18 protein-coding genes are annotated in these 25,333 nt (G+C 73.7%); 7 read left to right on the top strand and 11 right to left on the bottom strand.

The annotated features are described in order from the left end of the window. From WMF34_RS40810 to dapA, 5 genes are all read right to left on the bottom strand, one after another. Complete coding sequence (locus WMF34_RS40810; RefSeq protein ID WP_437991169.1) at positions 1-1,068, bottom strand: DUF2169 family type VI secretion system accessory protein; 1,068 nt, start codon at positions 1,066-1,068, stop codon at positions 1-3. 234 nt (positions 1,069-1,302) lie between these two features. After that, positions 1,303-3,402, bottom strand: a complete 2,100-nt coding sequence (glyS, locus tag WMF34_RS40805; RefSeq protein ID WP_437991168.1) for a glycine--tRNA ligase subunit beta — start codon at positions 3,400-3,402, stop codon at positions 1,303-1,305. 50 nt (positions 3,403-3,452) lie between these two features. Beyond that, a complete protein-coding gene (locus tag WMF34_RS40800) occupies positions 3,453-5,915 on the bottom strand; it encodes a hypothetical protein (protein ID WP_437991167.1) in 2,463 nt (820 codons plus the stop codon). 105 nt (positions 5,916-6,020) lie between these two features. Next, positions 6,021-6,818 carry a 4-hydroxy-tetrahydrodipicolinate reductase gene (gene dapB / locus WMF34_RS40795; protein ID WP_044970175.1) on the bottom strand — a complete coding sequence of 266 codons (798 nt, stop codon included), beginning with the start codon at positions 6,816-6,818 and terminating at the stop codon, positions 6,021-6,023. A gap of 71 nt (positions 6,819-6,889) precedes the next feature. Next, positions 6,890-7,795 (bottom strand): 4-hydroxy-tetrahydrodipicolinate synthase, encoded by a 906-nt coding sequence (dapA, locus tag WMF34_RS40790; protein WP_012240636.1) that lies wholly within the window; start codon positions 7,793-7,795, stop codon positions 6,890-6,892. A 287-nt stretch (positions 7,796-8,082) separates the two neighbouring features. Here dapA and WMF34_RS40785 point away from each other — a divergent pair, with 287 nt between their 5' ends. From WMF34_RS40785 to WMF34_RS40765, 5 genes are all read left to right on the top strand, one after another. After that, complete coding sequence (locus WMF34_RS40785) at positions 8,083-8,727, top strand: NuoI/complex I 23 kDa subunit family protein (RefSeq protein WP_012240635.1); 645 nt, start codon at positions 8,083-8,085, stop codon at positions 8,725-8,727. A 131-nt stretch (positions 8,728-8,858) separates the two neighbouring features. Beyond that, positions 8,859-9,374: an NADH-quinone oxidoreductase subunit J family protein gene (locus tag WMF34_RS40780; RefSeq protein WP_012240634.1), complete on the top strand. Its 516-nt coding sequence runs from the start codon at positions 8,859-8,861 to the stop codon at positions 9,372-9,374. 3 nt (positions 9,375-9,377) lie between these two features. After that, positions 9,378-9,686 (top strand): NADH-quinone oxidoreductase subunit NuoK, encoded by a 309-nt coding sequence (gene nuoK / locus WMF34_RS40775; protein ID WP_012240633.1) that lies wholly within the window; start codon positions 9,378-9,380, stop codon positions 9,684-9,686. A 118-nt stretch (positions 9,687-9,804) separates the two neighbouring features. After that, complete coding sequence (locus tag WMF34_RS40770) at positions 9,805-10,230, top strand: hypothetical protein (RefSeq protein ID WP_437991166.1); 426 nt, start codon at positions 9,805-9,807, stop codon at positions 10,228-10,230. Between the two features lie 258 nt (positions 10,231-10,488). Continuing rightward, the gene (locus WMF34_RS40765) at positions 10,489-11,532 is read left to right on the top strand and encodes a glycosyltransferase family 2 protein (protein WP_044970173.1); all 1,044 of its coding nucleotides are present in this window, start codon (positions 10,489-10,491) and stop codon (positions 11,530-11,532) included. Positions 11,533-11,593: 61 nt separating this feature from the next. On the opposite strand, the gene WMF34_RS40760 is transcribed toward WMF34_RS40765, so the two are convergent. The 6 genes from WMF34_RS40760 to WMF34_RS40735 all read right to left on the bottom strand — a co-directional run bounded on the left by WMF34_RS40760 (position 11,594) and on the right by WMF34_RS40735 (position 19,891). After that, positions 11,594-14,188: a hypothetical protein gene (locus WMF34_RS40760; RefSeq protein ID WP_437991165.1), complete on the bottom strand. Its 2,595-nt coding sequence runs from the start codon at positions 14,186-14,188 to the stop codon at positions 11,594-11,596. Positions 14,189-14,203: 15 nt separating this feature from the next. Further along, on the bottom strand, positions 14,204-15,253 hold the full coding sequence (locus WMF34_RS40755) for a lysylphosphatidylglycerol synthase domain-containing protein (protein ID WP_437991164.1): 1,050 nt from the start codon (positions 15,251-15,253) through the stop codon (positions 14,204-14,206). Continuing rightward, the gene (locus WMF34_RS40750; protein ID WP_437991163.1) at positions 15,250-15,945 is read right to left on the bottom strand and encodes a class I SAM-dependent methyltransferase; all 696 of its coding nucleotides are present in this window, start codon (positions 15,943-15,945) and stop codon (positions 15,250-15,252) included. The genes WMF34_RS40755 and WMF34_RS40750 overlap by 4 nt, the downstream gene beginning before the upstream one ends. Before the next feature lie 51 nt (positions 15,946-15,996). Further along, on the bottom strand, positions 15,997-18,873 hold the full coding sequence (locus WMF34_RS40745) for a protein kinase domain-containing protein (RefSeq protein ID WP_437991162.1): 2,877 nt from the start codon (positions 18,871-18,873) through the stop codon (positions 15,997-15,999). A 55-nt stretch (positions 18,874-18,928) separates the two neighbouring features. Continuing rightward, positions 18,929-19,360 (bottom strand): hemerythrin domain-containing protein, encoded by a 432-nt coding sequence (locus tag WMF34_RS40740; protein ID WP_012240626.1) that lies wholly within the window; start codon positions 19,358-19,360, stop codon positions 18,929-18,931. Between the two features lie 87 nt (positions 19,361-19,447). Then, positions 19,448-19,891, bottom strand: coding sequence for a hypothetical protein (locus tag WMF34_RS40735; protein WP_157907261.1), 444 nt, complete (start codon positions 19,889-19,891; stop codon positions 19,448-19,450). Between the two features lie 405 nt (positions 19,892-20,296). On the opposite strand from WMF34_RS40735, the gene WMF34_RS40730 reads away from it, so the two are divergent. Together WMF34_RS40730 and WMF34_RS40725 are read left to right on the top strand one after the other, a co-directional pair. Continuing rightward, positions 20,297-24,190 carry a transglutaminase domain-containing protein gene (locus tag WMF34_RS40730; protein WP_437991161.1) on the top strand — a complete coding sequence of 1,298 codons (3,894 nt, stop codon included), beginning with the start codon at positions 20,297-20,299 and terminating at the stop codon, positions 24,188-24,190. 195 nt (positions 24,191-24,385) lie between these two features. Next, positions 24,386-25,306 (top strand): DUF2267 domain-containing protein, encoded by a 921-nt coding sequence (locus WMF34_RS40725; protein WP_437991160.1) that lies wholly within the window; start codon positions 24,386-24,388, stop codon positions 25,304-25,306. Positions 25,307-25,333 lie beyond the last annotated feature (27 nt).

Raw genomic sequence — 25,333 nt, 5'->3', positions numbered from 1 at the left:
TCAACCTCCTCGGCCGGACGGCTCGTACCAGCCGCCCCGCTCGACGCGCAGCCGCATCGAGCGCTCCGCGCTGAGGTATTCGTAGGTGAAGGCGTGGCGGAACACGACGTAGAAGCGTCGCTCCTCCGGGAGCAGGACGAGCGCGTGGGGCCGCAGCTCGCGCGTACCGGTGCGGACTCCGGACACGTAGTCGATGACGACCCGCACCGCCGGAAGCGCGAACGAGAGCGGCTCCGGCCCCGGCGTCAGCCCCGTCATGATCACCGTGCTCCTCGCCGGCGGGAGCGCGATGATCCATTGCGGGTGCGCCCGGTGATACGTGCCTTCGCCGAACTCGGGCAGCCCCGGCGCGGCTCCCGCGGGCGGCGGCGCCACGGTGCGCGCCGCCTGGATGGCGGAGTCCACCGGCACCGCGCCCCAGTACGCCGGATCCGGCGAGTCCTCCGGGCGGCTGATCGGCGCCCTGGGATCTTCGATGTTGGGTAGCCGGCGGATCTCGTCGTAGCGCGGGTAGCCCTCGGGCGGATTCAGCATCTCCACCAGCGACCTCACGGCGGGTGCTGGATCGAAGCCGCGTCCGGCACGGTTGCGGGCGTCCATCGCCTCGACGAACGCCTCCCGGTCGACCTCGACCTCGACGGTTCCACCGAAGGCGCGCTCGTGGGTCAGGGGCATCCGGGTGAACGGCACCGGCGCGCTGATCCGCGGGCTGCCGCCGCGCTCCCAGGTGCGATCTCCGGAGACCAGGAGCTCGCGCCGCTCGTCGCCGACAGCGAGGGACACCGTCCTCCGGTCGACCGGCCTGCCGTCGATCGTGTGCGCCGCGCCGAGCAGGACAACCTCGAAGGCGTCGTCGCGCCGCGGCAGGTCGTCGCGCGGCACGAGACCGAGCTCCGTCTCGCGATCTTCGTCGAGCAGCGGCCACGGATCCTGCGTATCGAGCTCAGTCCCCCGCGGCCCGATGCGGAACGTTGCCTTCGCCACCACCATGCCGATTCGGTGGGTCGCGCCGAAGAGGCGCGACGTCATCAGCCTGGCAGGGACGGCGGTTGCGTTGACCAGATGCATGAGGCGACTGGCTAGGAGACCGGAGCCCGCCGCGATGTGTCAAGCCGATTGTGCGAGGGTCTCCCACCACCTTCCGGCGCCTCGCCAGCGTGCATGTCCAGACGCCCGGCGGCTCGACGAGGCGCCAGAGGCGCTGCTCATCGTCCACAGTGGGCTTACGGGTTGTTTACTGGTTCCGCGAAGCGAGGTGTATGGACGTGGTTTCACGGCGCTTTTGGCGTCGCCGCTTCCTCGCTACGACGCCGCGCGCGGCGCCTCGCCGAGGAGCTCCAGCCTGGCCAGGCTCCCGCAGGTCTCCGACAGGGCGCGCATCAGCCGCAGGCGATTGTCCCGCACGGCCGCGTCGTCGGTCATCACGAACACGTCGATGAAGTACTGGTGCAAGAGCGGGGCGAAGTCTGCCACCGCCCTGAACGCGGTGTCGTACGAGCCGCTCCGGACGTCCGACGCGATCTGCTCGCGCAGCGTGAGGTACCCCGCGAAGAGCGCCGTCTCGCTCGGGTGCACGTCCTGTCCGAACGGCGCCACCGGCTCGCCGGCAGGCGCCTTGTCGGCGATGTTCGTGGCCCGCTTGAAGACCTCGCCCACCCGCGCGCGCACCTCCGGGCTCAGCGCGTCGATCGCGCGCACGCGGGCCCTGAGATCGAGCGGGCGATCCGCGGCGACGCGCAGGCACGCGAGGACCGCGTCCTGCGGGAGCCGGTCGGAGAGCAGGCCCCGCAGCCGCTCGGAGAAGAACTCGCCGAGGCGGGTCGCGAGCTCGTCGCGGGCGACGTTGAGCTCCACCCCGGCGTAGCCGTCGTAGGCGGCGCCGAACGCGGCGCCGAGGCGCAGATCGAGATCGCGATCCAGGAGCGTGCGCAGCACGCCGAGGCACGCGCGGCGCAGCCCGTACGGGTCGGCGGTGCTCGTGGGGACGAGCCCGATCGCGAAGCAGCCGACCAGCGTGTCGAGCCGATCGGCCATCGCGACGAGCGCGCCGGCGTTCGTCGGCGCCGTCGCGTCCGCGGCGCCCTTGGGCAGGTAGTGATCGCGGATGACGTCGGCCACCTCCGGGCTGACCCCCTGGGCGAGCGCGTACGCCCGCCCCATCTCGCCCTGGAGCTCGGGGAACTCGCCCACCATCAGCGCGACGAGATCGCACTTCGCGAGGTGCGCCCCCGAGGCCGCCGCCACAAGCGTCTGCTCGGGCAGCATCAGGAGCAGGCCGAGCTCGCGGGCGAGCCGCTCGACGCGCTCGGCCTTCGCCAGCACGCTGCCGAGCCGCTTCTGGAACACGATCCCGCCGAGCTTCTCGCGGCGGTTCGCGAGCGGGATCTTGACGTCCTCCCGGTAGAAGAACTGCGCGTCCGACAGGCGCGAGCGCATCGTGTTGTCGTTGCCGCGCTTGATCTTCTCGGGCGCCTCCGCGGTGTTCACGACCGCCAGGTACCTCGGGAGCAGCGCCCCCGTCCTCGCGTCGCGGACGCCGAAGTAGCGCTGGTGGCCGCGCGCGACCTCCAGGATCACCCGCTCCGGCAGCTCGAGGAACCGCTCCTCGAAGCTGCCGACGATGACGTGCGGCTCCTCCACGAGGGAGAGGTTCTCGCCGATCAGGAAGTCGTCCTCGATCAGCGCGCCGCCCGCGTCCCGCGCCGCGGCGAGCAGGCGCTCGCGCATGAGCTGCGCGCGCGCCTCGGGGTCGACGAGCACGTGCGCCGCGCGCATCGCCTCGACGTAGTCCTTCGCGGCGCCGATCGCGATCTCGCCCGACCCGAGGAAGCGGTGGCCGCGGCTCGTGCGCCCGCTGCGGATGCCGGCGATCTCGACGGGGATGACCTCGCCGCCGGAGAGCGCGACCAGCCACTGGATGGGGCGGCCGAACGCGAAATCTCCCTGCCCCCAGCGCATCGATTTGCGGAAGGGGATGGCCGCGACGAGCGACGCCAGGACCTCCGGGAGGAGCTCGGCCGCGGGCCTGCCGGCCTCGCGGCGGGTGCCCGCGAGGTACTCGCCCTTCGGCCCCTCGACGCGGCGCAGATCCGCGACGGTACAGCCGAGCTTCTGCGCGAACGCCTCGGCCGCCTTCGTGGGCGCGCCGTCCTTGAAGGCCGCCTTGACCGGCGGGCCGGTGACCTCCTCCTCGAGGTCCGGCTGGCGCGCCGCGACCCCGGAGACGAGCAGCGCGAGCCGGCGCGGGGTGCCGAGCGCGCGCACCGCGCCGTGGCGGAGCCTGAGCTCCGCGAGGCGCTTCGTTGCGAGATCCGGGAGCGCGCGGAGCGCGGCCTCGACAAACGACGAGGGGAGCTCCTCGACGCCGATTTCGAGCAGGAGATCGCTCGCTTCGTTGGACATGGGACCGCGGACGCTACCCCAGAACCGCTCGTTCGGCGAGGTGGTCGCGCTCAGCGATCCTGCGCCGCGCTTCGGAGCGCGCGCGAGAGCACCTTCTTGAAGGCGCTGGCCTCGCCTCCATTCGGCTTGCTCTTGCGCCCGTAACGGGTCGCTGCGCCGACCCGGGCGACGCACTGGGCTGCGCGCATGTACCGCCGCGCCGCCTTCGCGACCGCCCGATCGCCCGGAGCAGACGCCGACGCGACGGCCGCGCCGAGCTCGTTCAGGGCCTCGTCGAGCGGCGCGCAGCCCTCGGGCGTGGGGGGCAGCTGGAGGGGGGGCGGGGCGTGGCAGCAGCGGGCGCGCAGGGTCGCGACGGTCGCCATGTCGTGCCAGCCGAGCACGGCCCATTCCTTCGTGGCGTCCGAGACGCCCTTGGGCCCAGCTGCCTGGGCGAGGTGGCTCTTGAGCGCCGCGACGCCCTTCATCGGGTCGGTCTCGGCGCAGACGAACGACAGCTGGCCCGCGATGGCGGCGTCGACGCTCTTGCCGGGAAAGAGCGGCATCGCGCATGCGGCGAAGTCCGCCGTGGCCGCAGGATCCGGCGCTGCGCTCGCGCTGCCCGCGTCCGCCGGCGCCGCCGTGCCTGCCTGTTCCGCGCCCGCGTCACCGGGCGCCGGGGCGCTCGGCTCCACGGGCGCGGCGGATGCGGCGGGCGCAGCCTCCGCAGGCGGCGGCGCCGGGAGGGACGGCGGCGCGGCGTTGCGGTGGCGAAGCCAGAACCAGGCTCCCCCCGCGGCGCCCGCGATGGCGACGACCCCCAGGGCGAGCGTGACCCACCGGCGCGCCGGGGACGGCGTCTCGCGGCCCGCTCCGGGCGCCGGCGCCGGCGCGCGGAGCGGCGGTGCGCCGAGCCCGGACGCGCCGCCGCGCACGGCGACGCCGCCGGGCGCCATCGGGAACGGGTGCGACGGCCGATGCGCGTCGTCTTCGCCCAGCCAGGGGAGATCGACGGCCGGGACGTGGGGCCTCGGCGCGCCGAGCCCGGGCGCGCCGAAGCGCACGGCGACGCTGCCGGGCGCCACCGGGAACGGGTGCGACGGCTCATGCCTGTCGTCTTCGCCCAGAAAGGGGAGATCGACGGCCGGGACGTGGGGCGTCGGCGCGCCGGGCCCGGGCGCGCCGAGGCGCGCAGCGACGCTGCCGGGCGCCATCGGGAAGGGGTGCGACGGCTCATGCCTGTCGTCTTCGCCCAGAAAGGGGAGATCGTCGATCGTTCGCGGGCTCGCCGGGGCATCCGCGTCGAAGAGGGGCACCGCGGTGGGCGAGAAGGGCGGTTGCGCCGTCGCTGCGGGCGCGACGGGCGGCTGCGCTGTCGCTGCGGGCGCAAACGGCAGATGCGCCGTCGCTGCGGGCGCGATGGGCAGCTGTGCCATCGCTGCGGGCGCGACGGGCGGCTGCGCCGTCGCTGCGGGCGCGACGGGCGGCCGCGGCGGTGGCTGCACGTTCGCGGTCGGGGCAGCCCCTGCGTCCGCGCGCGAGCCGTCCCCCGTGGTTGCGCCGGCGAGCCGCGGCGATGCGGAAGGCAACGCGGTCTGCGCCTTCGACGGACGGTCTGGCGCCTCCGGAGCCGGGGTGGTCGGAACGCTGAGCGTCGACCGGAGCCCCAGGCTCGCGAGCCCGTGGAGGGGCAACGGCGTCCGGCGGGCCGAGGCGCTCGCGATGGGCGGCGGCTGCGAGCTCGAGTGGCCATGCGGCGGCGCGCTCTTGCGGGGCGGCTGCGAGCCGGTGCTCTCGCGCGGCGGCGCGCTCTTGCGGGGCGGCTGCGAGCCGGTGCCCTCGCGCGGCGGCGCGCTCTTGCGGGGCGGCTGCGAGCCGGTGCCCTCGCGCGGCGGCGTGCTCTTGCGGGGCGGCTGCGAGCTCGACGTCCCCCGTACCCCGCTGCTCGACGGGCGCGGCGCTGGAATGGTCCTCGCCGGCGCCGCGAGCGCGTGCTCATCGAGCGGCGGCAGCTCCTCCAGGCCTTCGCCCGGCCGCGCGGCCTCCAGCGCGCGACGGAGCGCCGCGACCTCGGTGATCCGCTGCTCGGCGCGGCGCGCGAGCGCCTGCTCCAGCACGCGCCACAGCGCGTCGCCCGCCGCGCCGGGCGGCGTCACCCGCGGCGCGGCGCCGGCGCCTTGCTTGCGGCGGAGCTCCTGGTCGCTCTCGGCAGGGAACGGGAGCGCTCCCGAGAGCGCCGTGTACAGGGTGACCGCGAGCGCCCACGTGTCGTCCCGGCGCGACGGCCCCTCGCCCGCGGCCCGCTCCGGCGAGCGGTAACCCACGAAGGCGGGCGTGGCGAGCGGGTCCGAGAGCCACCCCGTCGACGTGCACGGCTCGCCCTCGATGACCACGCACGCGGCCGACAGGCGGCCGTGCACCGTCCCGCGCGCGTGCAGGCTCTCGACGCGCTTCGCCAGGCGGACGACCCAGCCGACCGCGTCCCTGTCCGGCAACGGACCGGCGCGTGCGATCCTCGCAGCGAGCGTCTCCATACGAGCGCCGCAGCGTAGTGCGGCGAACCGCCGCTGACCACATTGTGGCTCTCCCGCGGCACGCCGGATCGCGGATCGCCCGCGTCTGGCCCTGGAGCGCCGCGGTCAGCCGCCGATCACGTCGGCCATCGTGTATCGGCCCGGCGGCTTCCCGTGCAGGTGCCACGCCGCGCGCAGCGCCCCGCGCGCGAAGAGATCGCGGCTGGTCGCGCGGTGCGTGAGCTCGAGGCGCTCGCCGGGGCCGAGCAGGTGGACCGTGTGGTCGCCGATGACGTCGCCGCCGCGCACGGCGAAGATCCCGAGCTCGTTCGCCTTGCGCGGGCCGACGTTGCCTTCGCGGCCGTGCACGTCGTCGAGCGTCCCGGCCGGCTCGCGGGCCGCGCGAACCGCGTCGGCGAGCCGCACGGCCGTGCCGCTCGGCGCGTCCACCTTGGCGCGGTGGTGCACCTCCACGATCTCGACGTCGTAGCCGGGCCCGAGCCGCTGCGCCGCGCTCGCCGCGATCTCCGCGAGCACGTGGATGCCGATGCTCGTGTTCGGCGACCAGAGGACCGGGACGTGCTGCGCCGTCTCGTCGAGCAGCCGCTCGCACGTGCCGTCGAGGCGCGTCGTGCCGCTGACCACGGCGACCTTGGCGCGCATCGCGAGGTGCAGGAGGCGGGGGAGCGCCTCGGGCCGTGAGAAGTCGATGACCACGTCCGCGCCGAGCAGCCCGGCGCTGGTGTCGTCGCTCATCGCGACGCCGATGGTGCCTGTCCCCGCGAGCTCGCCGACGTCACGGCCGATGCGGGAGGAGCCGCGCGACACGATCGCGCCCACGACCTGGGCTCGCTCGTTCGCCGCGAGCCGGACGATGGCCTGCCCCATCTTGCCGCTCGCGCCGTGGATCGCGACCTTCAGCAGCCGGGCGTCGTCCCCCTGGGGGGTCCCCATGAGCGCGCTCACCGGCACGCCTCGATGATCTCCGTTCGATTTCACGACGCCTCGCGCCTCGCCTCGAGCCGCCTCATCGCCTCGGCGATCTGCTGCCGGGTCGCCTCTCCGGCCGGCACGAGGGGCAGCCGGACGGCGGCGCTCATGCGGCCCAGGGCAGCGAGCGCGGCCTTCGCGGGGGCGGGGTTCGGCTCGACGAACAGGAGCCCGTGCAGCTCGAGGAGCGCGAGGTGGGCCGCGCGCGCGCCCGCGAGGTCGCCGGCCAGGAACCGCCGGGTCACCGCGCTGGTCTCGCGCGGCAGCACGTTCGACGTGACGCTGATGACGCCCTGCGCGCCGAGCGCCATCATCGCGAGCGTCAGCGCGTCGTCGCCGCTCAGGATCGTGAGCCGGTCGCCGAGGCGCCGCACGAGCTCCTGGCAGCGGAACACGTTGCCCGAGGCGTCCTTGATGGCGACGACGTTCGGCGCGGCGGCGCAGATGCGCTCGGTCGTCTCGGCGGAGAGGTCGACCACCGTCCGCCCCGGGATGTTGTAGAGCACGATCGGCGCCGGGACGGCCCTGGCCACGGCCAGCGTGTGCTCGCGGAGCCCGTCCTGCGAGGGCTTGCTGTAGTACGGCATCACGATCATCACGCCCGCCGCGCCAGCGGCGAGCGCGGCGCGCGAGGCCTCGATCGTCTTCTTCGTGGAGAACGAGCCCGTCCCCGCGATCACCGGCACGCGGCCGCGCGCCGCCTCGACGACGCGCCGGATGACCGCGGTCGTCTCGGCTTCGCTGAGGGTCGGCGACTCGCCCGTGGTCCCGCACGGCACGAGCCCGCTGACGCCGCCCGCGATCTGCGCCTCGACGAGCGCGTCGAGCGCGTCGAAATCGACGGCTTCGCCATCGGGCGTGAATGGCGTGACGAGGGCGGTGAACGTTCCCGACAAGGGGAGCTGCGACATCAGACGACCATGATCGCCACCCCGGGTGCGCGTCAACAGGAGAGGACAGGTTCCCCGCGGAGTCCCCGCTCTCCGCTGGTTCCCGCGCGGGGAGACGCCGAACGGACGCGGCGTTGTGGGCGGGCTGGCGGGAGCCCGCGGGGCTTGTACGGCGCGGGCTGGCGGGACCCGCGGGGAGCGGGCTGGACGCTCCAGGGCAGGTCCGCGTCTGCTATCGTCTGCGGTGTAGCGCCTCGCTCCCTCGGGGGATTTGCCCGGGCGCGTCAGGTCCCTGAGAGGCACCGGCCATGGATCTCGCCCAGTACATCAAGAGCATCTCCAGCGCGGCCAATACCATCCTGGAGGGGATGGCGGTCACCTTCTCCCATCTGTTCCGGGAGCCCATCACCGTCCAGTACCCCGACAAGACGGACCGCCCCGTCAGCGAGATGCTCCCCCCGCGGTACCGCGGCTTCCTCGAGGTGCAGATGGACATCTGCACCGGCTGCAAGCGCTGCGAGCGCGCGTGCCCCATCGAGTGCATCGCCATCGATCTGGAGAAGGACCCGGCGACGAAGAAGCAGGCGATGAGCCGCTTCGACATCGACATGGGCAAGTGCATGTACTGCGGCCTGTGCGTCGAGGCGTGCAAGACGGAGTCGACCGGCGCGATCCGCCACACCCGCGAGTTCGAGGGGGCGGCGCCGACGCTCGACCACCTCACGTTCCGCTTCATCCCGGAGGGCCTCGTGCCGCTGTACAAGGCGCCGAAGGACCTCGGCGAGGTGCCCGTCGGCGAGTACGGGCCGCACGCCCGGGAGGCCCGCGAGCGCGCCATGCGCGACAACCCGGCCGCGCTGGAGGAGCTGCGCGCCATCTGGCGCAAGGAGCGCGAGAAGCAGCAAGGCGCCGAGGGCGCGGAGCCCGCGGGCGGGGGGGCCGGAGGGGCGTAGGAGCGGGGGCGAGCGAGGGCGCGCGGCGAGCAAGAGGGGCGCAGTACGGCGCAGGAGCGCGCCGCGAGCGACGCGCGGGGGTCGCCCTTGATGGGCGGTGGGCAGCGGTCTAACGTCGCGGCCCTCACCCCATGCCCTCCCTGAGCGCACTCGTCTTCCTCGGGCTTGCCGCGCTGACACTCGGCTCGGCCGGGCTCGTGGCGTTCTCCAGGAACATCATCCACTCCGCGCTGGCCTTGCTCGGCACGTTCCTCGGCATCGCCGGGCTGTACGTCTCGCTCTCGGCCGATTTCATCGCGGCGACGCAGGTGCTCGTCTATGTCGGCGGCACGCTCGTGCTCATCCTCTTCGCCGTGATGCTCACGAGCCGCATCGCGGAGATGAAGATCTCGAACCCGCGCGGCGGGCCGGCCGTGGCGTTCGGTCTGGTCACGGCGGTGCTGCTCCTGCTCGGCAGGGTGGCGACCCAGACCCCTTGGCCCGCCGAGGCCAAGCCGGCGATGCCGTCCACCGCCAAGCTCGGGCACGCGTTCCTCGGAGAGTACCTGCTCCCGTTCGAGCTCGGCTCGGTCGTGCTGCTCGCCGCGATGATCGGCGCGGTCGTGCTCGCGCGTCGAGCCGTCAGGCGCGCCTGGGAGAGGGAGTAGGCGATGGAGGTCGGTCTCATCCACTACCTCACCGTCGCCGCGGTGCTCTTCGGGCTCGGGCTGTTCACCGTCATGACGCGGAAGAACGCGGTGGGCATCCTCCTCGGCGTCGAGCTCATCCTCAACGCCGCCGCGCTCAACTTCATCGCGTTCGACCACTTCGTCGCCGGCGGCGTGGCTGGCCAGGTGTTCACGGTCTTCATCATCGTCCTCGCGGCGAGCGAGGCGGCGATCGCGCTGGCCATCGTGCTTCAGGTCTACCGCAATCACCGGAGCATCATGGCCGACCAGCTGACCTCCCTGAAGAACTGACGCGAGAGCGGTCATCCGTGCGGAAGCGCGCGGTCGACGTGCCGCGCGGGATGGGCGGGATGGGCGTGACGCGCGCGACGTTCGGACCGGCGGCCGCCGCGTCGCGCGCCCCACGCCGATGCCGATCGTCGACCGCCGACCGCCGACCGCCGACCGCCGACCGCCGACCGCCGACCGCCGACCAGGCGATGTGCTCGACGCTCCCGCGCTCTGCCTCTTCACGTGGAGCTCAATCCCAGCGACAAGCAGGAAAAACCTGACCTTGCTAAGCCCCAGCGGACGACCCACGTTCGAAGGCATGCAGAACCTATCCAAGACGGAGCTGGTGGGGTTCGTGGAGCTCGAGGTCGGTTCGCTTGCTGTGCAGGTGCCGATCCGCGCCGCAGCGGCGGCGACAGAGCTACCGCTCGCATCCTTCGAGGCTGAAGGGGACAATTGCGCCATCCTCGTGCGAGGCGACACGTCCTCGAAGGCGGTCGAGGTCGCGCTGCGAAACGCGGCGCAGGAGGCGGTCAAGCACCTCTCGAAGAAGTTGCTCAACTAGAGCGGAGCGATGGTCCCGCTGGCCCGGCGCAGGGCTGCGGGCCATCGTCCCCGCGATGTTCCGTGATGTTCCGCGATGTACGGTGCCCCGGGGCACCGGCGGAGCGGTGTGGACAGGTTTCTGCTGGCCGCCCGACGCTCAGCGCGAGCGGGGCGGCGTTCCGGCCCGCGCTGGAGCCTCGCGTCGCGGGGGAGCCCGCTGCGCTCCGAGGTGAATTTCTCGACGCACGTCGTGCTACGCTGCGCCGCGAAATCGCCCGTGAAGCTCATCATCCAAATCCCTTGCTTGAACGAGCGCGACACGCTCGCGCAGACATTCGCGGACCTGCCGCGGTCGATCGACGGCGTGGACGAGATCGAGGTCCTCATCATTGACGACGGCAGCACGGACGGGACGAGCTCGCTCGCCGAGCAGCTCGGGATCCACCACATCGTCCGCTTCGCCAAGAATCGAGGCCTCGCCGCCGGGTTCATGGCCGGCATCGACGCGTGCCTGCGGCTCGGCGCCGATATCATCGTGAACACCGACGCGGACAACCAGTATCGCGGCGCGGAGATCCCGAGGCTCGTCGCTCCCATCCTCGACGGCCGGGCCGACCTGGTGATCGGCGATCGGCAGACAGACAGGATCGAGCACTTCTCGCCGCTCAAGAAGGTCTTGCAGCGGTGGGGCTCGCGGCTCATCCGGCGCCTGTCCGCCACGGAGGTGGCCGACTCACCGAGCGGCTTCCGCGCGGTGAGCCGGAAGGCGGCGCTGCAGCTCTTCGTGCACAACCGCTTTACCTACACGCTGGAGACCGTGATCCAGGCAGGCCGCCGCGGCCTCGCGCTGGAGAACGTGAAGATCACGACCAACCCGAAGACGCGCGAGTCGCGGCTCTTTCGTTCGATCCCCGACTACCTGCGCCGCGCCGGTCCCGTCATGTTCCGGGCTTATGCGATGTACCGCCCTGTGCAGCTCGTGGGCTGGGTCGCGACGGTCCTGCTCGTGTTCGGCGTCGCGATCGGCGTCCGGTTCCTCTACTTCTACCTGCGGAATCCGGACTACAGCGGTTACATCCAGTCGCTCATCGTCGGCACGGGCGCCGTCGTGATGGCGTGCATCCTGGTGGCCGTGGCGCTGCTCGCGGAGCTCATCGCGACGAACCGCCGCCTCGTCGAGGAGGTGCTGATGCGCGTGCGCCGGATCGAGACCGAGCTCGCCGAGCGGGAGCCGGCCCTCCGGCTGGAGGGGATCCAGTCCACGGGCGCGAAGCCGTGGCACAACCAGCAGGTGCAACCGGCGCGGGCGAGCGCGAGGTGAAGAGCCCGGTCCCCTGGACCGGGCCGCTGGTCGAACAGCGCTCGTAGTCCCGGGCCGGAGCTCAGCCGTCCGGGTCCTCCGGATCGTCGTCCTCCGGGGGAGCCACGGGGTCGGTCGGCTCCGGCTCGGGCGGCGTGTCCGCGGCCGGGGGCTCCGGCGGCGCGCCCGCGGCCGCGGGCTCGGGCGGCGGCTCCGCCCGGGGGGTGTCGCGCTGCTGCCGCAGGTAGACCGTGTAGTTCTTGAAGCGCTCCGCCGCGAAGAACACGCCGTCCAGCTTCACGTTCCGGCTGCCCCGCGCGGCCTTCTTGCCGAGCACCACCGCGTCCGCGGCGTCGAGGAGCGCGGCCTGCGCGTTCGTATCCCTGGGCCACGCCCGCGCGGGCTTGGGTTCCTGGCCCTTGGGCGGCTGGAGCTTGGGGAGGATGTGGAGCGCCTCGACCGGGTAGAGCCCGTCCGTGTAGCCCGGCGCGCCGAGCGCGAGCACCTGATAAGGCAGCTCGTCGGCCGGCGGCGGCTCCTTCGGCATGGTCACGAGCTGAAGGCCGCCGAAGCGGCGCTTCTCGGTCGCGTAGCGGTGCACGAGCTCGTTGAACAGCACGGCGGCCTGGAGCGTGTCCGGCGGGCGCTGGTTCGGCGGGTACAGGATGTGGGTGATGCCGACGCTCCGGTAATGCGCGTAGAGCTCGGCCGGCCCTCGCACGGGCTCGTAGAAGATGAGCGATTGCCAGGCCTGGATATCGAAGATGATCTCGCGCTCGATACCGAGCGTCGTGCGGTAGTTGCGCGCGAGGATGCGCGCGTCGGGCGGGGTAGCCTGGTTGATCGCGCGGTGATCCGCGCGAAACTTGAACCGCTGCGCGTCGCTCCATCGCTTCTCGTAGGTGGAGCGGATCAGCGAGAGCGCGCTCTCCAGCCGGCGGGGGCCGGAGTAGAAGGGCACATCGCCGCTCCACACGATCTGGAACACCACGAGCGGCACGAGGCCGAGCCGCGCGACCGTCCCGAGCTGCCATGTGCGGACGAGCAGCGCCGCGGCGGCGGCGATCGGCACCGCGAGCATGCCCTGCAGGTACCGGTCCGCGGTGTACGTGTTGCTCCACATCCAGACGCCGGCGAACGTCGCCCAGGCCGCGAGCGCCGGCCTGCGACGGCCGCGGATGACCAGCAGCATCGGCAGGAGCAGCGTGAAGAGCGAGCCCATCGAGGGGACGTAGCGAGTGAACGAGTAGTGCGGGGAGAACGAGAACGTGAAGAAGTTGCCGGCCGCGATGAGCTGCCGCTCGAGCCCCTTCCCCTTGGGCAGGTAAGGCGCGTTGGGATACGCCTTCTCCATGAACTCCGCGGAGCGCGCGTGCTGCGGGTACGACCGCGTGAACACGCGCTGGGCCAACGGATAAACGGGGTTGTTATGGTAGATGGTGTTCTTGATGAAGTGCGGCGCGGCCGTGCCGAGCGCCACGCCCGACGCGATGAGCCCCGCCACGAGGACGCGGCGCGCCGAGAGCAGCGGCCGCCTGCGCTTCTTCAGGGCGCGGGAGGCCGCGCGCGCGAGCAGGTACGCGGCGCGCGGCACGACGACCGCCGCCGCCATGGCCAGGTGATAGACCGCCTGGTACTTCGCCAGCATCGCGCCCCCGAGCGACGCGCCGAGCAGGACGGCATACCGCCTGTCGAAGCGCTCCGCGAAGCGCATGGACGCGAGCAGGACCGGCGCCGCGAAGAAGCCCAGGAAATGGTCCGCCGAAGCGCCGGGGTTCTGGTCCTGGAGGAACAGCGACGGGAACAGGAAGAACGCCGCCCAGAGGCCAGGGACGCGCTCGCCCTGGAGCAGGTACCGCGCCAGCGCCGCGACGCCGACCACCTTCCCCAGGACGAACACGAACTCCAGGTGGAGCGCCATCATCCACCGTTGCTCCACGAGCATCCCGGGGACGCTGAAACCCCACGCGTAGAGCATGCTCGCGAAGTGGGGGAACGAGCGGTTCACGTCGCCGTAGAACGGCACGATGCGGCCGGCGCGCGCATAGTCCTGCCCGATCGGCACGTGATACCAGGTCGCGTCGAAGCTGATGGAATCCGGGGTCAGCGACAACAGGTAGAGGAGCACGATGCACACGGCGCCGACGCCCGTGGCCGTGAGCCACAGCCAGCGCATCGTCCCTTTCGGCGTCGTCGAGGCGTCGAGATCGTGCTTCAGCCGCGATAGCCAGCGTGGCAGCTCCAGGAGACCGCCCGCGAAGAGGGCCGCCGGCATCACGAGCCCGTACCAGGGGCGGATCCACCCGACCACGCCGGCGAGGTACATGCCGAACACGAAGGCGATGGAGCCGAGCGTCATGCCGAACAGGCCCTCTTCGACCGGCGGCAAGTGCGTGAGGCGGAGCACCCGGCGCAACAGCACGAGGCCGATGCCGAGGCTGGAGAGCAGGAACAGCAGCGAATAGCCCCAGAGCGGCACGAGCCGCCACAGGAGCCAGTGCTGGACTGGAATGTGCGCGTGGACCACGAGCGCGTAGCCGACGAGGCCCGTGAGGCATGCGACGGCCGCGAAGACGTTGCGCAGCAGCCTTTCTCGGGGCGAGCCGGAGGTCAGGGCGGCACAGAAGCGGGCCAGGGGGGAGTCGGAGTTCAGGGCAGCACGCAGGCGGGCCAGCATGAGAGGGGGCGCATCCTAGCGAGGCGCGGCGCGTCGGCAAAGCAGCCGCGCGATGAGCAAGCCGCCGACGTCCACGGCGAGCGAGGTGGCGCGCGAGATGAGCGCGGCGCCCAGCGCCGCGGCGGGTCCGACGGCGGGGGCGAGGCCCACGGAGAGCAGCGCCTCGCGCACGCCGATGCCGCCCGGCGTGGCCATCGCGAGGAAACCGGCGATGGGCGCCAGCACGAACAGGCCCGAGCCGCCGATCGCCGCGCCCGGCGTCGCGCCGACGGCGAGCGCGGCGCACGCGCCGTGCGCGGCCCAGGTCAGCGAGTACACCGCGTGCACGAGCGGCAATCGCGCCGGCATGAGCGGCCCGCGCCCCTCGGGCGCGAGGAGCTTGCGCACGCGCTCGGGCGCGCGGGCACGATCCACGGTCATGAGCGCGACGAGGACCGCGCCCAGGGCGAGGAGCACGGGCAGCCTCCATCGACCGATGAGCGCGTTCGCGCCCGCGAACTGCTCGCCGCCCGCCGCGAGCAGGCCGAACCCCACCATGGCGCCGACCGCGATGAAGCTGGTGAACTCGATCGCGAAGGACGACCCCACCTCCGCGCTGGTCGCCCCGATGCGCGGGGCGCCCAGCATGCGGAACAGCGGCACGCCGACCTTGCCTGGGATGTACCGCGCCGCCTGCGACTCGATGTGCAGCGCGATCGCCGGCCAGCGAGGGATGGGCCGGCCGGTCAGCTCTTCCAGGATGAAGGCCCAGGCGAGCCCCAGCACGACGAGGCCGAGCGCGAGGGGCAGCACCGAGAGCGCCACGAACGCGGGACGGATGTCGATCGGCGCGCCGCTCTCCCACCTGCGAGCGAGGTCCCGCGCGGCGAGCCCGATGAACAGGGCAGCGACGACGACCATGATCGGGCGCAGCGCCGTGCGCACCCTGGCGAGCGGGCCTCCGATCCGCTGCGGCGGGCCGGGCGCGGGGTCGGGCGGATCCGCCGAGATCCTCGGGGGGGCGGGCGGGGCGCCGGTGGGCGGGGTGCTGGGGAGATCGGCGAGCGACGCGGATCTGTCCTTCATGCGGCCCGGCGCTTCGCCACGCAGAAGACCGACAGGCCGAAGCTCGGCCGGTAGCCGCGCGCGATGAGGTCGACCTCGGCGCCGAGGACGGCTTCGAGCGCGGACGAAGCGAGGCCCGACTTCGGCGAGGGCTGCTTCATGCTGGTCTTGCGAGGGCGCAGCTTGCGCGCGGCGCTCCAGACGGCGCGCGAGCCGACCGCGGCAGGGAAGAGGAGCTGGTTGAAGTAGGCACAGGCTTCCACGTGGAGCTCGTCCGGCAGCGCGGCGCGGAAGCTGCCAGCCGTGTACCGGCGGAAATGCTGCAACGCGCGGTCGTGGTCGCTGAACAGCCACGGATACGCGGGCACCGTCGCGACGAAGATTCCGCCAGGGCTCAGGTGGTCGTGGATCCACCGGAGAGCGGCGCGGTCGTCCTCAATGTGCTCGATGACATCGAGCGCGCAGATCACGTCATAGCGCCGGTCGAGCTGGAACGGGAGGGATGTGCCGTAGAGCGTCCTCGCCGCGCCGGCCTTCGCGATGGCCTCCTGTCCGAGGGGGCTCACCTCGTTGGCGTCGACGGCCCCGAACTCCGCGAGGACACTCAGGTTCTGGCCGACCCCGGCGCCGACCTCCAGCAGCTCGAGCGGCCGCCGCTCCGGGCCGAACTCGCGCACCAGATGGGCCAGCAGCCGGGCCCTCCCCTTTCTCAACCAGTCGCCGGATTCCTCAGAATATTGCTGATACGCAGTCGTTTCCACGCTTCACTCTGCATGCGGGGCCGGATCGCCCTGGGGCGATCCGGCCGGGGGCGGCGACTCTGCTGGTGAGGTCGGTTCCGCCTCGGCCGGCTCCGGGGGGGTCGGGATCTCGATCGTCAGGTCGTCCACCTTGCCCGGCTCTTTCCGCGGCTTCTTCGGCGGTGGCGGCGGCGGGCGCCGCTTCCGCGGCGGCGTCGTCGTGGCGGCCCTGGCCGACGGCTGCGCGGACGTCACCGTGGCCGTTTCCACGGCCTTCGCCGTCACGGTCGGCTGGGGCGCGGGCTCTTGCGGCGGTGCGGGCTCTGCCGTGACGGCGGGCGGCGGCGGGGCCTCGCTCTCGGCCGCCGGCGTGCTCTGCGGCAGGCGCTGCGAGCGGACGACCATCTGCCACGCGACGACGCCGGCCAGGGCCACCAGCGCGAGGGCTACCAGGCGGGCGCGTCGGCGCCGACGTGAGCCGGGGTCGAACTCCGGGAGCACGCTCTCGCGCGCCTCGTGCGCCACCCCGCTCACGCTGGACCCTTTCATCCATTGATCCGGCGGCTGGCCGGAGGGCAACGCGCGAGCCCGAGGGGCGAGCGGTGGATCGAGCGGGGACGGCTCGCGCACCGAGGCGGGGGGCGCGGCAGCCGCGACCGCCCGCCTGACGTTGTCGCGGAGCTTCTCCGACGACGGATCCTGGCTCGGCGGCGCCTCGTGCTCGGGGGCGATCGCGTGTGGATCGGCCGCTTGTGGCGAGAGCACGTGTGGCGTCTGCGAGGAGAGCGGCGCCTCGGCCGTGGCGCCTGGCGCGACGGGTACGCCGCTCTGGGGCGCAGCCATCGCGGGCTCGGCCGGCACATTGGCCGCGGGCTCGGCCGGCGAATGGGCTGTGGCCGCGGGCTCGGCCGGCACGTTGGCCGCAGGCTCGGCCGACGCATGGCTCGCGGGCTCGGCCGGCACATTGGCCGCGGGCTCGGCCGGCGCCTGGGCCGCGGCCGGCGTTGCGTCTGCGCGCGGAGCGACCGCTGCGGCTGCGGCCGGCGCCCTCCAGGGCTCGTCCACGTCGGTGTCGATCGCGTCCTCTTCGAACTCGTCGATGTCGACGTCGACGAGCGAGGACGCGCTGTCGGCGGCCTTCCGGAACGTGTCGCTGGACGCCAGCGCCGGTGCAGGCGCGCCGGGTGGGGCGTCCGCGCCGTCTGTCGTCGCGGACGATGCGCTGCTCGGCTGCGCGGAGACCGGCGTCCCGGCAGCGACCGGCGTCCCGGCAGCGACCGGCGTCCCGGCAGCGACCGGCGTCCCGGCAGCGACCGGCGTCCCGGCAGCGACCGGCGTCCCGGCAGCGACCGGCGTCCCGGCAGCGACCGGCGTCCCGGCAGCGACCGGCGTCCCGGCAGCGACCGGCGTCCCGGCAGCGACCGGCGTCCCGGCAGCGACCGGCGTACCGGTGGCGACCAGCGTTTCGGCAGCGACCGGCGGCTTCTGCGATGCGCTGTCGCTGTGCTGCGGCGGCGCCGGAGGTCGATCGCCTGGCCGAGCCGAGAGCGGCGGCCGCTGGCTCAGCGGCGGCCGTTCGCCGAGCTCGGACGAGCCCATCGTCTGCTCGCCGATCTGCGCCAGCGACGGCGTCTGAGGCCGCGCCGTGGGCCGAGGCGGCGCCGGAGGTCGCTCGGTGGCCCGCGGCGGCGCGAGAGGCCGCTCGCCGAGCCGAGACGACAGCGGCGGGCGCTCGCTGAGCGGAGGCCGCTCGGTGAGCCGCGATGGCGTCTGCGGCCGCTCGCTTGGCACGGCGGGGATCCTCGCGCTCGGCCTGGCCGACGACGGAGCGGCCGCCATGTCCGCCGGCGGCTCGCCCGATCCTCGCTCGGGCGATCGCGTCGAGGCGGCGCCCGTGGGGTCGGCCACCCGGGGGAGCGGCGGCGCCTTCGGGATCACCGAGCCTGTCGCCGGCCGCGGCGGGGCCGCCGGCGGGCGCGTGGGCGAGGCCCGGGGCGGCAGCGGCGGCGGCGGCGGCTGCGGCGATCGGATGCTGCTCGGGGCCTCGGTCGACAGGTCGGCGACGCGGGCGAGCGACTCCGCGAGATCGCGCGCGCTGCTGAAGCGCCGCGACGGGTCGCGGTCGCAGGCGCGCGCGAACCACCCGTCGAAGCTCGCCGGCAGCTCCGGGTTCACCCTCGACGGGACCGGGATCTCGCCGAGCGAGATCTTGATCAGCAGGTCGCCGACCCCCTCGCTGTCGAACGGGAGCTCGCCCGTCACGCACTGGTACGCGATCACGCCGAGCGCCCAGAGATCCGCGCGGTAGTCGACCTCCCGGAGCCCCTTCACCTGCTCCGGGCTCATGTAGTGCGGCGTGCCCATGAGCGTGCCGACGCTGGTGCGCTGGGCGACCCGCTTCCCCTGCCCCTTCACCTTGGCGATGCCGAAGTCGAGGATCTTGACGATCTCGTCGTCCTCGTTCGCGCAGAGGAAAAAATTCTCCGGCTTGAGGTCGCGGTGCACGATGCCGGCCCCGTGCGCGCGGGTGAGCGCGCGCGCGACCTGCGTCACGATCTTCGACGTCTCCTGGAGCGAGAGGCGGCGCCGGCGCGCGAGCCGATCGAAGAGGTCCTCGCCCTCGAGCAGCTCCATCACGATGAACGGCTGCTCGCCGTCGATGCCGTGATCGATGATCTGCACGACGTGCGCGCTGCGCAGCTGCGCGGCGGCCGTCGCCTCGCGGCGGAACCGCTCGCGCGCGTCCTCCTGCTTCGCGAGCTCCGGATCGATCAGCTTGACCGCGACATGGGTGCCGAGCGCCAGGTGCTCGGCGACCCACACCGCCGCTTGCGCGCCCTGCCCCACGGGTCGGATGAGGCGGTAGCGCTCGCTCAGCACCTGACCAGCTGCAATAGACACGGCGGCAAAAGCCTACGTCGAGGACAACATCCGTGTCGAGTTCATGCGTACCACCTCAGATGCCCTGCGGAACGGTTTCCTTCATCAGCTCGCGCCATTCGTCGTGGGTGAGCTCTGGATAAATGTAGTCGCCCTCGAAATTTGTATGGTGCAGGAGCAACCGGGCGACATCGACGATGGCCCGCGCGACGTCGCCGCCCTGCGCAACGCCCGCCAGGGCGTCGGTTGCTTCACGCACGGCGGCGTGCTGCTTCAGCGCCACCTGGACCTCCTCGGCGAGCCCGCGCGCCTGGAAATGCGGGAAGATGGCGGTCTCTTCGTAGCGCATGTGCCGCTCCATCGGCCCACGCAGGAACGCGAGCAGGCTCGCGCGCTCGGCGCGCGCCTCGTCCGCGGAGCGCTGCGCCAGCTCGATCAGCTTCTTCGCCGTGGCGCGAGCGAGCTCTTCCTCCTGGAAGAGCTCGCTCACCATCCGGTCCAGTTCCATGAGGTGCGGGCCGTCGTAGTCCAGATCCCGTCGAGGGTCGAGCGGGGCGCGGCGCGATCCCGCGGCGGCGCAGGTCCGTCGTGCGCATCAGTCGTGCGCGCGGGCGCGGACGATCGCGGCGAGCCGGCCGACGACGCCGTTCGCGACCATGGTGAGCACCTGCTTCTCCAGCGCCTGTCGCTCGCTCGGCCTGCCGCCGAACGAGATGCGCGACCGGGCGGTGGGGCCGCCGACGACGCGACCGACGACGGTGCAGCTCACGCGGTGGACGTCGCCCCGCGTGGCCGAGGTGAACTCGACGACACGCGCGCTCAGCACGACCGATTTCGCCTTGCCGAAGTCCGCCTTCTTCGCGGCGCTGGAGAGCATGCCGCGCAGCGCCCGAGCCCGCTGGGCCTGGCCCTCGCCCGCGGGGACGTCGACGCTCTTCCATTCGACCTTGGTGTCGCGGGCGAAGGTCGATGCTGGCGAGGCCGTGAGCGTGGTCAGGGCCATCACCGCAGAGAGCAGCCATCGTGACGCGCGGCGCATGAGCGCAGGGTAGGGGGCCGCGGGCTCGCCGGCCAAGTTCGCGCACGGCGCGCGCGGCGGCCGCACCCGCGCGCGATCGCCGCGCTCGCGCCGCGATCGGGCCCGCGCTATGCCGTGGCGGGGAAGCGAGGTTCGATGGAGCGCAGCTCGCCGGGGGGAGATCGACGGGATCGACGAGGACGAGATCGACGCGCGCGCGCCCGCGCGCTCCGCGGGGGCGGGTGGCTCGCCGCGCTGCTCGCGATCGCCGCCGCGCCCACGGCGGGCAACGCACAGTCGCCGCGTCCGGGAGGCGCGAGCGCGCCCGCGGCGGGCAGCGCACAGTCGCCGCGTCCGGGAGGCGCGAGCGCGCCCGCGGCGGGCAGCGCACAGTCGCCGCGTCCGGGAGGCGCGAGCGCGCCCGCGGTGGGCAGCGCGCCGACGCTGCGTCCGGTAGGCGCGAAGGCGGGGGCGGGCGCTCCCGCGGCGGGCAGCGCGCCGGCGTCCGAGAAGCGCGCGCCCATCGTGCTGCCGCTGCGGTGGACCGCCGCGACGCCCGACGAGATGCTCGGCGCGGCGCTGACCCGGGCCCGGCGGGGCGGCGACGACGCGCTCGCCGGGCTCGTGATCGCGGCGGCGCTCGCGGACCGCGCCGCGCAGGGCCGCGCACGGGAAGGCCTCGCGCAGATCGGGGCGTCCTCCTCGCCGCTCGCCGACGAGGCGCGCTGGCTCGCCGCCTCGCTCGCCCCGGAGCCGCCGGCGGCGACGTGGCCCGGCGCGCGCGCCGTCTCGTACGACGCGCCCCCGGACCCGTCCGGGCTCGTCAAGGCGTTCGCCGTCCTCGGCCCGTTTCAGGACAACTCGGGCGGCGGGCTCGCGCTCCGCGAGGGGCCCGAGGCCGAAGGCCAGCGCTTCTCGGACATGAGCGCCCGCTACGCCTGGGGGGTGTACGACGTGGCGTGGCGCAGGGCGCTGCCCGCCGCGTCGACGGCGCGCGGCGTGCCGCTCGATCTTTACATCCATCCGCGCACCGAGACCTGCACGTACCTCGCCTCGCGCGTGACCGTCCCGGCCGCGCTCGATCGCAAGCCGATCCTCGCTCACGTCGCCGCGACCGGCGCCGTGCGGCTCCTGTGGGACGGCGCCGACGTCGCCGCGAGCGACGCGGCGCACGAGCGCCTCGTGCTCGACCGCATCGCCGCGCGCATCGAGGCGCCCGCCGGCGATCACCTGCTCGCCCTCAAGGTGTGCACCGGGGCCATCGCCGACGAGGGGCGCGTCCGCGTGCGCTTCACCGACGAGGACCGCCGGGCCGTGGCGCTCGCGACCTCGTCGGACCTCACGCCGCTCAAGCTGCCGCCAGGCGCGCGCGCCGCGACCGCCGTCGCGACGGCGCTCGACAGGGCGCTCGACGCGGGCGCGTCGCAGTCGCTCGATCAGATCCTCACGGCCGTCGTGGCGCGCACGCTCGGGGGCGCCGACGACCAGCGGTCGCCCCGCGCGCCCGGGCTGCTCGATCGCGTGACGCGGTCGCCCGGGATCTCCGCCGACGCGCTCGCGCTGGCGGGGTGGGTGTCGCCCTTCGGCGCGAACCGCAGCGGCTGGCTCGAGGCCGCGCGCGCCCGGGGCCTCGCCGAGAAGGACCGGGCCACCGCGGCGTTCGCGCAGCGCCGGCTGGTCGCCGCCCACCTCGCCTCGGAGCGGGTCGACTGGGCCGCGGCCGCGCTCCGCGAGGAGCCGCTGCGCGCGGCGCGCGATCCCGAGGCGCGCGTCCTCAGGGCGCTCGTCAAGAAGAAGCTCGCGACGGCGGGGCTCACGCGGGCCGGGCTCGAGGAGCTGCTCGCGGTCGAGCGCGAGCAGAAGGACCGGACGCCGGTCGTCGTCTGGCAGGAGATCGCGGCCGCGGCCCGGCTGGACCCGGCGCTCGAGCTGCGGGCCGCGCGCAGGCTCGCCGAGATCGCGCCCGAGTCGCGGGGCGCGCCCTACGTGCTCGCGTTCGAGCCCGACGGCGGCGCCGCGCTGGAGGTGGCGGCCGCCGGGGCGCTCGCGCAGCAGACGTCGGCCGAGGACGTCATCCGGATCGGCCGCGCGCTCCACGACGCGGGCCGCGTCGCGTGGGCGCGCGAGGTGCTGTCGTACGCGACGCAGGTCGCGCCGAACCAGCCCGCCGCGTTCCAGGCGCTCGCGGCGGTCCGGGAGGGCGGCGCGGGCGGCGCGGGCGCGCGGCAGCAGGCCAACGCCGCCGCGTCGCGCGTGGCCACGGCCGCGCTCGCGCGGGCGCGCGACCTCACGCCCGGCGATCCGTACCTCAAGGCCGAGCTCGCGCTCCGCCTCGGCGAGGGCTCGGCCGGCGCGCCGGGCCGGCAGCGCATGCGCGACGAGCAGCACCTCGTCGCGCCCGGCGTCTTCCTCGCGCGCGCCCGGCAGACCCCGGCGAAGAAGGGGGAGGTGGCCGACCGGCAGCTCCACTGGGTGCGCGTCGTGACGTACCACCCGGACAAGCGCGTCTCGCAGCTCATGCACTACGCGCGCGAGATCGTCATCGAGCCGCGCACCGATCAGGATCTCTACGAGCGCGACATCCCCGCCGAGGGGGAGGACACGGAGCTCCTGCTCGCGCGGGTCCACCGCAAGGACGGCACGGTGGCGCAGCCGGACGAGCAGGGCGCGGGCGGGCAGAAGCCGTTCGTGCGCTGGCCCGAGCTCAAGGCGGGGGACGTGGTGGAGGTCGCGGTGCGCTCGTGGACCCGGGGCCCCGTCGGCCGCCGGGGCGACGCGCCGTTCTACTTCATCGACTACGTCGGCTCGACCGACACGCGGCCGATCCTCTACAACGAGGTCGTCGTCGACTCGCCGGCGAGCGATCCCCTGGCGATCGACGTACTGAACGGCAAGGCCGAGCGGGTGCTCAGGTCCGAGAAGGACGGCCGCCAGGTGACGCGGTACATCTGGGACGACCCGCCCGAGGTGCCCGAGGAGCCGCTCGCCCCGCACCTCGCGGAGGTGCTGCCGGTCGTCGTGGGCTCGACGTTCCACGGCTGGCACGACTTCCGGGAGTGGTACCGGGGCGCGGTCGCCGGCTTCATGGAGCCCGACGATCAGGTCCGCCGGCTCGCCGCGGAGCTCACCAAGGGCAAGGCCACGCGCGAGGCAAAGCTGCGGGCGCTCTTCGATTTCGTGGCGGACGACATCCGGTACGTGAACTTCGTGTCGGGCGAGTGGTGGCTGCCGAACCGCCCGCAGGAGCTCCTCGCGCGGCGCCAGGGCGACTGCGACGACAAGGCGATGCTGCTCATCACGCTGCTCAAGTCGATCGGCATCGAGGCGACGGAGGTGCTGGTGCAGACGCGCTACACGGGCCAGCCCTCGCTGCTCCGGAGCGAGGTGGCGGCGATCCCGGTGTTCGATCACGGCATCGCCTACCTCCCGGGCGCGGGCGGCGCGCCGGGCCTGTGGCTCGACGCGACGAGCCCGCAGAGCCGCCTGGGGCCGCTGCCGGCGATGGACGCGCGCACGCTGGCGCTGTTCGTCGACGAGGGGCCGCCGAAGATCGTGGAGACGCCGGCGAGCTCGCCCGCCGATCACGGCGTCGACGCCGAGTGGACGATCGCGCTGCTCCCCTCCGGCGCGGGCGAGCTCGCGGCGAAGGAGCGGCACATCGGCGACGCGGCGTTCGAGCTCCGGTCGAACCTGGCGGAGGCCGACGCGCGCGCGCAGTGGGTCGAGCAGTACCTCGCGTACGGCTGGTTCCCGACGGTCGACGTGAAGCCCAAGGTGGCGTTCCAGGCCGATCTCCCGCACGGCGCGGCGACGCTCGAGTACGAGGCGCGCTCCGAGGGGCTCGCCCGCCGCGAGGGCGCCGAGCTCTCCGTGCCGCTCTCGGGCGCGTCCACGATGACGTCGCAGCTCGCGCCGCTCGTGAAGCGCACGCTGCCGGTGGTCCTGCCGCCGAGCTTCGCGCCGCGGCACCACAGCCGGACGATCACGATCACCGCCCCGCCCGGGTACGCATTCGCCGAGCTCCCGCCGGGCGGCGACGAGAACGGCGGCGCGTTCGGGCGGGCGACGATCTCCTTCGCGAAGGTGCCCGGCAAGAACGCCGTGGTGGTGAAGGAGCGCGTGATCCTCGATCAGTCAACCATCCCGGTGGCGCAGTACGCCGCCTGGCGCGGCTGGCTGCAGCGGGTCGACGGGCTCCTGCACCGGATGGTGCGGCTCGCGCCGGTCGCGCCCGCGAGCAAGCAGGCGCGCAGCGCGCCGGACACCGGGGCGGGCGGCGGCGCCGGCGCGCCGCCGCGGGCGCGCGGCGCGATCCGCTGACGAGCGGCTTCGCCCCTCTCGCGCCGGCGGCACGCCAGGCGCTTGCTCGTCCGCTCGCGGCGGCGATCGGCGATCCCGCGCGCCGCGTCCACCCGCCGGCCACGCGCGCCGTCTCGGTTGGTACCGTTCTGGCTACCCGCGCCCTGGCGTACGCACGCACAACCCCGAACGCGCTGCCCAGGGGAGGGACTCGCCATGTCGCTCGAAGAGTACCGACGCCCGCGAATGATCGTTCTTAGCCCGCGCTCGACCGCTTATGACGCCGTGAGGGCGATGATGGACAACCACGTCGGCGCGGTCCTGGTCCACGACGGCCAGCGCCTCGCCGGCATCGTGACCGACCGCGATATCGCGCTGGAGATCGTGGCAGGCGACCTCGACGCGCGCAGCACGATGCTGCGCGACATCATGTCGGACGAGATCGCGACGCTCGAGCTCGACGCGTCGATCGACGACGCCGTGCGCATCATGCGCGATCATGCGTGTCGGCGCGTGCCGGTGACCGAGCAAGGGCGGCCCGTCGGCCTCGTGACCCTCGACGATCTGCTCGCCGATGGGGTCATCGACGCGGAGGCCGCCGGCTCCGTCGTGAAGGCGCAGCTCGAGGTGGCCGCCCGGTTCAAGCCGGAAGGCGCGCTGCACCCCGAGGGGACCGCGCGCCCGGAGCGCTCGCACGGCCGCGTGCGCGCCCTCACCCGGCGCAAGGCGCGCGCCGACAGCGCTTACGGCCGGCTGATCCACGCCGTCGAGCGCCACAGCGGCCTCCAGCAGCGCGACCGCGCGGAGCTCGCGCTGCAGATCGTCCTCGGCTGCCTCTGCCGCAGGGTGACGCCCCAGGAGGCGCGGCACCTCGTCGCGCAGCTGCCCTCGAAGCTCCACCCGTCGCTCGAGCCGTTCCTCGACGGGCCGGACAAGCGCATCACGACGGCGACCATCGAGGCCGACGTCGCGCGCGAGCTGCGCATGGACCGCGAGGCCGCCGGCTTCGTGCTGCAGGCGATCTGCGAGGCCGTCGCGGACAGCGTGTCCGCGGGGGAGATCGAGGGGTTCCGCGGTCAGCTCCCGCTCGACATGAAGGACCTGTTCCCGCCGACCCCGCTCCGCCGGGCCGTCTGAGCGGGGATCGGCCCGGCGCGACGAGGC

It is taken from the genome of Sorangium sp. So ce145 (genome assembly GCF_051525985.1).
GTDB lineage: Bacteria > Myxococcota_A > Polyangia > Polyangiales > Polyangiaceae > Sorangium > Sorangium cellulosum_B.
This window is presented reverse-complemented; position numbering and strand designations above follow the sequence as displayed.

What these genes read in the sequence shown, in the direction of transcription:
- dapA (WP_012240636.1), bottom strand. Translation starts at nt 7,795, where the DNA reads ATGTCGCAGCTCCCCTTGTCGGGAACGTTCACCGCCCTCGTCACGCCA.
- WMF34_RS40780 (WP_012240634.1), top strand. Translation starts at nt 8,859, where the DNA reads ATGCCCTCCCTGAGCGCACTCGTCTTCCTCGGGCTTGCCGCGCTGACA.
- WMF34_RS40740 (WP_012240626.1), bottom strand. Translation starts at nt 19,360, where the DNA reads ATGGAACTGGACCGGATGGTGAGCGAGCTCTTCCAGGAGGAAGAGCTC.
- WMF34_RS40755 (WP_437991164.1), bottom strand. Translation starts at nt 15,253, where the DNA reads ATGAAGGACAGATCCGCGTCGCTCGCCGATCTCCCCAGCACCCCGCCC.
- WMF34_RS40800 (WP_437991167.1), bottom strand. Translation starts at nt 5,915, where the DNA reads ATGGAGACGCTCGCTGCGAGGATCGCACGCGCCGGTCCGTTGCCGGAC.
- WMF34_RS40770 (WP_437991166.1), top strand. Translation starts at nt 9,805, where the DNA reads ATGCCGATCGTCGACCGCCGACCGCCGACCGCCGACCGCCGACCGCCG.
- WMF34_RS40725 (WP_437991160.1), top strand. Translation starts at nt 24,386, where the DNA reads ATGTCGCTCGAAGAGTACCGACGCCCGCGAATGATCGTTCTTAGCCCG.
- WMF34_RS40810 (WP_437991169.1), bottom strand. Translation starts at nt 1,068, where the DNA reads ATGCATCTGGTCAACGCAACCGCCGTCCCTGCCAGGCTGATGACGTCG.
- nuoK (WP_012240633.1), top strand. Translation starts at nt 9,378, where the DNA reads ATGGAGGTCGGTCTCATCCACTACCTCACCGTCGCCGCGGTGCTCTTC.
- WMF34_RS40735 (WP_157907261.1), bottom strand. Translation starts at nt 19,891, where the DNA reads ATGCGCCGCGCGTCACGATGGCTGCTCTCTGCGGTGATGGCCCTGACC.
- glyS (WP_437991168.1), bottom strand. Translation starts at nt 3,402, where the DNA reads ATGTCCAACGAAGCGAGCGATCTCCTGCTCGAAATCGGCGTCGAGGAG.
- WMF34_RS40760 (WP_437991165.1), bottom strand. Translation starts at nt 14,188, where the DNA reads ATGCTGGCCCGCCTGCGTGCTGCCCTGAACTCCGACTCCCCCCTGGCC.
- WMF34_RS40785 (WP_012240635.1), top strand. Translation starts at nt 8,083, where the DNA reads ATGGATCTCGCCCAGTACATCAAGAGCATCTCCAGCGCGGCCAATACC.